The organism is Dietzia maris (genome assembly GCF_014144855.1).
Classification (GTDB): domain Bacteria; phylum Actinomycetota; class Actinomycetes; order Mycobacteriales; family Mycobacteriaceae; genus Dietzia; species Dietzia kunjamensis.
Map to the genome: position 1 here is coordinate 1 of NZ_JAALDN010000396.1, position 9,467 is coordinate 9,467.

At 70.8% G+C, this 9,467-nt stretch carries 9 protein-coding genes; 5 read left to right on the forward strand and 4 right to left on the reverse strand.

Translation table 11 applies throughout. The annotated features are described in order from the left end of the window. Window positions 1-620 (forward strand): CAP domain-containing protein (locus G6024_RS12905; RefSeq protein ID WP_206683389.1); only part of this gene is annotated, 620 nt, incomplete at its 5' end. 31 nt (window positions 621-651) lie between these two features. After that, the gene (locus G6024_RS12910) at window positions 652-1,176 is read left to right on the forward strand and encodes a DUF421 domain-containing protein (protein ID WP_067719879.1); all 525 of its coding nucleotides are present in this window, start codon (window positions 652-654) and stop codon (window positions 1,174-1,176) included. A gap of 62 nt (window positions 1,177-1,238) precedes the next feature. Here G6024_RS12910 and G6024_RS12915 read toward each other — a convergent pair whose 3' ends face one another. Beyond that, window positions 1,239-1,745, reverse strand: coding sequence for a gluconokinase (locus G6024_RS12915; protein ID WP_235027898.1), 507 nt, complete (start codon window positions 1,743-1,745; stop codon window positions 1,239-1,241). A gap of 14 nt (window positions 1,746-1,759) precedes the next feature. Further along, window positions 1,760-2,635, reverse strand: a complete 876-nt coding sequence (locus G6024_RS12920) for a maleylpyruvate isomerase family mycothiol-dependent enzyme (RefSeq protein WP_067719876.1) — start codon at window positions 2,633-2,635, stop codon at window positions 1,760-1,762. 45 nt (window positions 2,636-2,680) lie between these two features. On the opposite strand from G6024_RS12920, the gene G6024_RS12925 reads away from it, so the two are divergent. Further along, window positions 2,681-4,066 carry a glucose-6-phosphate dehydrogenase gene (locus tag G6024_RS12925; protein ID WP_159148872.1) on the forward strand — a complete coding sequence of 462 codons (1,386 nt, stop codon included), beginning with the start codon at window positions 2,681-2,683 and terminating at the stop codon, window positions 4,064-4,066. A gap of 54 nt (window positions 4,067-4,120) precedes the next feature. Here the strand turns inward: G6024_RS12925 and G6024_RS12930 are convergent, their stop codons facing one another. Together G6024_RS12930 and G6024_RS12935 are read right to left on the reverse strand one after the other, a co-directional pair. Then, window positions 4,121-4,267: a methionine/alanine import family NSS transporter small subunit gene (locus G6024_RS12930; protein WP_082924111.1), complete on the reverse strand. Its 147-nt coding sequence runs from the start codon at window positions 4,265-4,267 to the stop codon at window positions 4,121-4,123. 3 nt (window positions 4,268-4,270) lie between these two features. Further along, window positions 4,271-5,905 carry a sodium-dependent transporter gene (locus tag G6024_RS12935; protein WP_159148873.1) on the reverse strand — a complete coding sequence of 545 codons (1,635 nt, stop codon included), beginning with the start codon at window positions 5,903-5,905 and terminating at the stop codon, window positions 4,271-4,273. Between the two features lie 170 nt (window positions 5,906-6,075). Between G6024_RS12935 and G6024_RS12940 the strand changes: the two genes are divergently transcribed. Further along, window positions 6,076-6,645 (forward strand): hypothetical protein, encoded by a 570-nt coding sequence (locus G6024_RS12940; protein WP_182640379.1) that lies wholly within the window; start codon window positions 6,076-6,078, stop codon window positions 6,643-6,645. A gap of 327 nt (window positions 6,646-6,972) precedes the next feature. Further along, a partial coding sequence (locus G6024_RS12945) for a fatty acid synthase subunit beta domain-containing protein (protein ID WP_159148874.1) occupies window positions 6,973-9,467 on the forward strand: 2,495 nt, incomplete at its 3' end.

Sequence of the window (9,467 nt, forward strand, 5' to 3'; positions counted from 1 at the left end):
GGACGTGGGAGTTCAAGTCTCCCCGGGCGCACTGGTCTTTCCACTCGGATCGGGTGATCAGGATGAGGAACCGGATGGCCGCGAGAGCAGCGGCCGCGTCGTTGATCCTGGCCGCCTCGACGGTGGTGGCCGGCTGCGCGCAGGTGGATGTCGCGGTGGACCGGGGCCTCTCGTCGAAGGCCCCCGGGGATCAGGCTGCGGTCGAGCCCCCGGCGGATCCGTCCCCGGTAGAAGCGGAGACGAACGTACAGCGGAGCGAGAACGGCCTTCCGCCCCTGGACGCCAGCGAGAGGCTCCGCGACAGTGCCTGCGCGAAAGCGGACGACATGATCGCGAGGGACTACTGGGGGCACACCGCGCCCGATGGCAGCGGCGGCCCGTCCACGTTCATCCGGCAGGCCGGTGTCGGCTACTCCAGGGCTGCCGAGAACCTGTTCTATTCGTCCACGGGCGGTCCGGATCCGGTCGCCAACTGGATGCAGAGCCCGGGCCACAGGGAGAACATCCTCGATCCGGACCTCACCCGCGTGGGTGTCTGCCTGCGGACGGCCGCGTACCAGGGTCTCCCGGAGGCTCATCTCTACGTCCAGCACTTCGCCACCCCGATGTCGGAGAGGTAGAAGGAACCGTCGTGGTCGGTACGGTTCGGGCATGTGGTTCGACAACTGGTCCGACATCCTCCGGATACTTCTCGTGGGCGCCGCGGCGTACGTCTTCCTCGTGGTGGCGATCCGGGCGTTCGGCAAGCGCACCCTCGCCCAGCTCAACGCCTTCGACTTCATCGTCACCGTCGCGCTGGGTTCGACGCTGGCGACCATCATCCTTAGCTCCGACGTGTCGTGGGCCGAGGGCGCGGTCGCGCTGGCGCTGCTCGTCCTGCTGCAGTACGTCGTCTCCCAGTTGAGGCGACTGCCGGGCGGGCGCAAGGCCCTCACCGCACAGCCGACTCTGCTCGTCCGCGAGGGGATCATCCTCGACGACCAGCTGGGGCGGCACCGGCTCACGCACGCCGACATCCGCCAGACCCTCCGCTCCTCGGGTATCGGGGACCTCGGCGAGGCCGCCGCCGTCATCCTGGAGAGCGACGGGAGCAGGAGCGTCATCACCGGTTCGCAGCTGGGCAACGGCTCCGTTCTCGACGACGTCCCGGGGTGGCCGCGACGCGACGCGGACTGACCCGCCGGCGGGGCGCCGACTGACCCGCCGGCGAGGGGGCGCGCCAGCGGGCCAGAACAGGGTCAGAGAGCGGCGAGGACCTCGTCCGCGATCTCGGACGCCGGCAGCGTGATCGGGCAGACGATCCCGGTCTCGTCGGCCTCGAGCGGCTCCACTGTGCTCAGCTGGGACTCGAGGATCCGCTGGGACGCGAAGTGCCCCCGGCGAGCGGCGAGTCGGGCCGCGATGAGCTCGGGGTCGGTGCCGAGTTCGACGAAGAACACCGGGCGCTCCACCTGCCGCAGTATGTCGCGGTAGGCACGTCGCAGCGCCGAACACGCGACGACGAGCCCCGGGCCGCTGCCCGTCGACCGGTCGCGTTCCCGCATGCCGTCCCGGACCGCGGCCAGCCAGGGCGCGCGGTCATCGTCGGTCAGGGGCTCACCGGCGCTCAGCTTCCGGCGGTTGGCGGGCGGATGCACGTCATCGGCGTCGAGGAACGGCGCACCGAGGCGGTCGGCGATCACACGGGCGACCGTCGATTTCCCGGCACCCGAGACGCCCATGACGACGATGTGGGGTCCGGACACGGGCGACGGCGGCGTCAGATGGTGAAGGCCAGCGACCCGAGGATCGTCCGGCCCAGATCCTCGTCGCCACTGATCTCCACGCCGCTGCCCGGTTCGGCGACGATCCGGCCGGTCGCCGCGCGGACGAAGGTCGGGGTGTCGAAGACCAACTCCACGGTGGGCTGCGCGGTGTCGTCGACGTCGGCGAGGGCTGCGCGTCCGTCCACGACGACATCGGTGGCCAGCGGCAGATCGGTGCCCGCCTCGCCCGTGACGCGGAACCGGACCCGGGAGCCGTCCGGCGCGGCGGCCTTCTTGCCGACGATGCGGGGCAGGGCGCCCACGATCTCCCCGACCGCGAACCGTCCGATGTCGCCGCCGAGGTGATGCTGCATCCCGATGGCCTGCCGGATGTCGTCCTCGTGGATCCAGCAGTCGAAGACCCGCACGCCCATGAAACGGCGGAACGGGACGCGGCCGACGGGGGAGTCGGTCTCGGCCTCGAGGTCTGCAGCGCTCATCTCGGAGAGCTGCTCCGTGCGCTCGGCGACGACGTCGCGGAAGTCCTCGAACGCGTCCTCGACAGCCAGCGGACGCGCCTCCTGGACGAACTTCTCGTTGAGCTCCGCGATCGGGTTGAGCACGTACTCGCGGGCGGAGGCGGGCACCTCGATGTCCGGGACCTCCTCGCCGGCGAGCAGGTGCTCGGTGCCCGCCACGTGCGCCACCACATCGCGGACGGTCCACCCCGGCAGAGGGGTCGGTGCGATCCAGTCGTCCCTCTTGAGCCCGGCGAGCAGTTCGTCGAGACGCTTCCACTGTTGGATGAGGTGACGGATCTCCTCGGGGGCCTGCCCGGCGGGCTCGGCGGCGGGGGCGTCGGTCGTGACATCGGGGCTGTTGGTGTCCATGGTCACACGCTACTGCGGCGCCGCCCCGCGGGTAGCGTCTGCGGCATGTCGCCGACCACGACCGACCGTCCCACCCTCGCGATCCTGGGAGCCGGTGGCGACCTCACCGAGCGACTCCTGCTCCCCGGGTTGGGGACCCTGCTCGCCACGGATCCCGACCGCGACGTCACCGTCATCGGCTCCGGGCGGTCCGGGATGGACGACGGCGACTGGCGCGACCTCGTCCGCAATGCATTGCGCGCCGGGGACCGCTCCCCGGAGCAGATCGACGGGATCGTGGACTCGACCCGGTTCGTCGAACTGGACGTGACGGACGCCGAGGCCTTCTCCGACTTCATCGACGGGCTGGACGGACCGGTGGTGCTGTACTTCGCCCTCCCTCCGGCCGTCACGGCCGCAGCGTGTGAGGGCCTGCGCGGGCGCCCACTGCGCGACGACGTGCGGTTCGCGCTGGAGAAGCCGTTCGGCGACGACCTCGCCTCGGCGCGCAGGGTGAACGCACTGCTCACCGACCTCGTGCCAGAGGACCGCGTGTACCGGGTCGACCACTTCCTCGGGGAGGCGACCGTGCTCAACATCCTCGGCATGCGGTTCGCCAATCGCATCATGGAGCCGGTGTGGACCGCGGAACACGTGGAGCGCATCGACGTGGTCGCGGACGAGACGCTCGCCCTCGAGGGCCGCGCCGGGTACTACGACTCCGCGGGCGCGCTCGTCGACATGCTCCAGTCCCACCTGCTGCTGGTGATGGCGCTGGCGACGATGGATGCACCCGCGCGCCTCGACGCCACCGAACTCCACGACCTCATCGTCACCACGCTGCGTGCGACGCGCGTGTGGGATGGCGATCCGCTCGTCTCCTCGCGCCGGGGCCGCTACACCGCCGGGCGGGCGGGTGGCAGGGACGTGGTGTCCTACGCGGATGAGGACGGCGTCGACCCGGCTCGGGGGACCGAGACGTTCGCCGAGGTCGTCCTGGAGATACGGAACCAGCGGTGGGCCGGGGTGCCGGTGTTCCTGCGGTCGGGCAAGGCGCTGGGCGAGGATTCGATGCGGGTGACGGTGGCGTTCCGGCCGCCGCGCCACGTGCCCGGGGCGTTCTCGGGGGGTGTTCCGCCGACCCGGCTGACGATCGGGATCGCGCCCGACCGGGTGTCCCTCGACCTGGCGACGAACGCGGCCGACGACCGGTTCACGCTCGAGAGCACCCGCCTGTCCGCTGACCTGGGGGACAGCGAGCTGCTGCCGTACGGGGAGGTCCTCGGACGCATCCTCGACGGCGACCGACTGCTGACGGTCCGCGGTGACGTGGCCGAGGAGTGCTGGCGGATCCTCACTCCGGTGATCGAGGCGTGGGAGGCCGGCGGGGTCCCGCTCGAGGAGTACGAGGCGGGTTCCGACGGCCCGGCGGTGGGCGACCGCCGGGAATGACCCGGCCCCGGGTCCGTGGGCGGAACCGGGGCCGGGAGCTGCGGTTGGGCGGGGTCAGCCCCTGCCGCGTTCCGCCGCTTCTCGGACGGCACCCTCGTCGACCCCGTCGGGGTGGCTCACGTAGTGGACGATGCTGGCGACGAGTCCGCCCCAGATCACGAGCAGGAACAGGACCATCATGATGATCGCGGGAGCATCCATTGCTCAGGCCTCCTTGGTCTTGCGGGGGGACGCCGTCGCACCGGACGGGCGGTCGGCGGCGGGAGGGGTGAGGCCCTCCTCGTAGGCGAAGTCGCTCGGATCGTCGTCGACCGTCGGGGGGCCGTCGAGCTGACGGGACCCGCGCCACGGCAGGAGGGACAGGACCACCGACAGCACGAGGATCGTGGCGATCATGCCCCAACCCCAGACGCCGAGGACGGATGCCTCGTACCCCTCGTACGGTTCGGAGATCAGGGTCATGATCTCGCGGATGAGGGAGTAGCCGAGCACGAGCGGCGTGATGACGGCCAGGCACACGATCCAGAACGTGCCCACCCTCCACGAGGACACCGAGTTGAGGTGATCGCGCAACTGCGGGGCGAGGCGCATGCCGAAGATCACCACGACCAACGCGATGAGCGAGATGCCGACGATGCCCAGACTGTTGACGAACTTGTCGAGGATGTCGAGATTCTGCAGGCCGGTCTCTGTGGGCATGAGAAGCAGGGAGATGGCGGCCATCGGGACACCCACCGCCAGCGTGGCCGCGGTGCGCGAGGACCCGATCTTGTCCTGGAAGGACGAGATGACCACCTCGGTGATGGAGATCAGGGACGTGAGGCCCGCCAGGATGAGGCAGACGAAGAACACGACGCCCCAGATCGGCCCGCCCGGCATCTGCGAGATGAGGGCGGGGAAGGCGATGAACGCCAGGCCCGGGCCGCCCCCGACATCGTCCCAGCCGGCTCCCGCCGACGTGGTCACCAGGAAGCCGAGGGTGGCGAAGACGCCGATGCCCGCGAGGACCTCGAACGCCGAGTTGGAGAAGCCCACGACCAGACCGGAGCTGGTGAGGTTGGTCTTGCGCTTGAGGTAGGACGAGTAGGTCAGCATGATGCCGAAGCCGACCGACAGGGAGAAGAAGATCTGACCGTAGGCGGCGATCCACACGGACCGCTCCGTGAGGACGCCCCAGTCGGGCGTGAAGAAGTTGTTGAGACCCTCGAGCGCGCCGTCGAGGAAGAGGGAGCGGACCACCAGGGCCGCGAACAGAGCGACCAGGAGCGGGACGAAGAACATCGCGGTTCGTCCGATGCCCTTCTGCACGCCGGCGAGGAGGACGCCGAGGGTGACGATCCAGACCACCGCGAGGACGATGGCGATGCCCGGCACGAAATCGATGCCGAACCCACTGCCCGCGCGGAGGAAGTCCTCGGCGAAGAAGGTCGCGGACTCCTCGTAGGTCGAGCCCCACCGCTCATCGACGGAGAACCAGGCGTAGCTGGCGGCCCAGGCGATGATGACCGCGTAGTAGACCGCGATGACGAAGGAGACCAGGACCTGGATCCACCCGATGGGTTCGGCGAACCGGTTCATCCGCCGGAAGCTCAACGGGGCGGATCCGCGGAAGCGGTGACCGATGGCGTAGTCGAAGAACAACAGGGGGAGGCCCGCGGTGAGAAGTGCCACCAAGTAGGGCAGCAGGAAGGCGCCGCCACCGTTGTCGTAGGCTACGAACGGGAAGCGCCAGATGTTGCCCAGGCCGACGGCGGAGCCGATGGCGGCGAAGACGAAGACGGAGCGACGGGAAAACGTCTCCCGCGGCTTCACCCCGCTTCGGGTGGTTGGTCGTGTCATGGGACGACTCCTTGTCGACGGGCGGGCCCGCGGGCCCGCGCGGTCCTGTCATGGGACGGTGCGTGCGTCCCCGGCGTGTACCAACTTCTAGCCCGGCCGTTGCGTGTTGGTGACCGGATCGACGCAATCGCTGCATCGAGATGTGTGACTCGTGGGAATACGGTAAGCCCATGAGGACCGATATCGGCACACGAAGCGCGGAAAATCGCACGTCTGCATTCCGCGCGGTGGCGTCGGCGGTCGTCGCCGGTGTCCTCGCGGTGGGGGCGGTGAATCCGGCGATCGCCTCCGCTCCGAGCCCGACAGGCCCGGCCGGCTCACCGGCCCCCGTTGCGGCGCAGGATCCCGTGGTGGCGTCGGTCCCGGTGCCGGCCGACCTCGTGGAGGAGACGGGGTCGTGGTTCGCGCACGGATACACCCTGGATCTTCGCGCGGACGGGACGGGAACCTTCGCGGTGTGGGTCGGGGCCTTCGACGGGACCCGGATCGACGTGAGCCTCATCCCCGCTCCGGGGCCCGCCACCGTCGCAGAAGTGGTGGGTGTCGAGACGGTCGGCGCCGGCGCCCTGGGGCCGGACGGGACACCGGGCATCGGGGGACTGGTGACCATCGCCTTCGGCGCTCCGGTGCGGACGGCGCATGTCGAGTGGACGTCGGGGCCGCGACGCCTCTCCGCCGATCTGTGTCCCACGGAAGGCCTCGACGCGGTCGCCATGGCGATCCTGCGCTGCGGCGCCTGACGCAACCGGTCGCTGTCCGCGACACGCCGTGGGGGGCGTCCGCGACACGCCGTGGGGGGTCGAGGAACGCCTGAGAACGAGATAACGATCAGGTAACGGGACCGTCGGCAAACCTGAGGCCCCCCTCACCTGTCGATATGAGGCTCGCGTCATGTCCGGATGTGACACGGATCACCCGACGCGCGATCACCGGGTCGCGTGTTTCGGTCGCGCGTACCCCCTCAAGCTGAGGAACCCCTCAAGTTCGTGTGGCAATCTGTGTCCTGCGCCGTAACCGCTGGCCGGCCGACGCGATGTCCCTGACGCAGTGCCCAAGGAGTTCCCCACGTGACGATCGATGACCGCGACCTCACCCCCCGCCCGCTCGAGACCGGCTTCGCCGCCCGCCGCGGCGCCCCCGCTCTCGCAGACGAGCTCCGTGAGGGCACGGCCTATGCGCTCGCCTTCGGTGGACAGGGCATCGCCTGGCGCGACGCGCTGAGCGACCTCATCGACGGCACGGGTATCGGACCGGAGCTCCAGGACCTCGTCGACGCCTCCGTCGCGTTGACCGAGCCCGTCCACGACGAGATCGCCGTCGTCCGCACGCACGGCTTCCGGCCCATCGAGTGGGCCAACACCACCACCGGTGAGGACGAGGACGGCGCGGACCTGCCCGACGACGCCTCCCTCTCCGCTGCCGCGGTCTCGCTGCCCGCGGTGCTGCTCACGCAGATGGGTGCCCTGCGGGCTCTCGCCGCCGAGGGCTTCGACGTCAATGACACGACCCCCGCGGCCGTGGTCGGCCACTCCCAGGGCATCCTCGCCGTCGAGTCGGTGGAGACCTTCGGGTCCATCGACGACCGGCTGCTGGCCGTCGCCGAGCTCATCGGCGCCGCCGCCACCCTGGTCGGACGGCGCGTCGGTCTGTTCCGCCGCGGCGAGGCGAGCCCCATGGTGGGAGTGTCGGGGATCGACGGCGAGGACCTGCGCACGCTGGTCGACGAGCTGTTCGCCGGCGTCGACGCCACGATCCGCCCCACCGTCTCCATCCGCAACGCGCAGCGCCGTCACGTCGTGGTCGGTCGACCGGACGATCTCGAGGAGCTGCGTCGCCACTGCGCCGACCTCGAGGCTGAGTCGCGTCGTCGCCGAGAGGCCAAGCTCACCGGCGGCGAGATCTTCGCCCCCGTCTTCGACCCGCTCGACGTCGAGGTCGGGTTCCACCACCCCGCGATGGCCCCGGCCGTCGACGTCGTCTCCCGCTGGGCGGAGCGCTGTGGCCTGGACGCCGACCGCGCCGCCCACCTCGCCCGCCAATTCTTCGCCGAGCCGGTCGACTGGGTCGAGGAGATGGCCGAGACCCTGCACGCCGGGGCCCAGTGGATCCTCGACATGGGCCCGGGCGAGGCGCTGACCCGCCTCAACCGCTCCGTGATCCGCGGCCAGGGCGTCGGCGTGGTCGCCGCCGCCACCCGCGGCGGCCTGCGCAACCTGTTCACCCCGGGTGCGACCCCGCCGATCGAGCGGCCGTGGACCGCGTTCCAGCCGCAGTTGGTCACCCTGCCCGACGGCAGCGTCCACGTGGAGACCTCCTTCACCCGCCTCACCGGCTGCTCGCCGATCCTCCTCGCCGGAATGACGCCGACCACCGTGGATCCCGCGATCGTCGCCGCCGCGGCCAACGCGGGCCACTGGGCCGAGCTCGCCGGCGGCGGCCAGGTCACCGAGGCGATCTTCGCCGAGAACACCCAGCGCCTCACCGAGCTCCTCGAGCCCGGTCGCAGCGCGCAGTTCAACTCGCTGTTCCTCGACCCCTACCTGTGGAAGCTGCAGGTCGGAGGCAAGCGTCTCGTCCAGCGTGCCCGCGCCGCGGGAGTGCCCTTCGACGGTGTGATCGTCACCGCCGGCATCCCCGAGCTCGACGAGTCGGTCGCCCTCATCGAGGAGCTCACCGAGGCCGGCCTGCGGCACGTGAGCTTCAAGCCGGGCACCGTCGCCCAGATCCGCCAGGTCGTGCGCATCGCCGCCGAGGTCCCCCACATGCCGGTGATCGTCCAGGTCGAGGGCGGCCGCGCCGGCGGTCACCACTCGTGGGAGGACCTCGACGCCCTCCTGTTGGCCACCTACGCCATGCTGCGCGAGCGGCCCAACGTCGTCCTCTGCGTCGGCGGTGGCATCGGCACCCCCGAGCGGGCGGCCGACTACCTGACGGGGTCCTGGGCCAACGCCCACGGCTACCCGGCCATGCCCGTCGACGGCATCCTCGTCGGCACCGCCGCCATGGCCACCCTCGAGGCCACCACCAGCCCCCAGGTCAAGCAGATGCTCGTCGACACCGTCGGCGTCGACGCCTGGGTCGGTGCCGGCCAGGCCGACGGCGGCATGGCCTCCGGCCGCAGCCAGCTCGGTGCGGACATCCACGAGATCGACAACACCGCCGCGCGCACCGGGCGCCTCCTCGACGAGGTCGCCGGTGACGCCGACGCCGTCGCCGCCCGCCGCGACGAGATCATCGCCGCGATCAACGGCACCGCCAAGCCCTACTTCGGCGACCTCGACTCCATGACCTACGAGCAGTGGCTGCGCCGCTTCGTCGAGCTCTCCCTCGCCCCCGGCGCCTCCGTCGACGGGTCGAGCACCCACACCACGGACGACTTCGACCTGGGCGCCGACTTCGGCGGCGACGTGGCCGACTGCACCCGCTCGGTGTGGCTCGACCCCACCATCCGCGAGCGCTTCCACCGCATGGTGCAGCGCACCGAGGCACGACTCGACGCCGCCGACACCGGTCGCATCGTCTCGGCGTTCCCTCGCGAGGAGTCCATGGAGCGCCCGGCCGA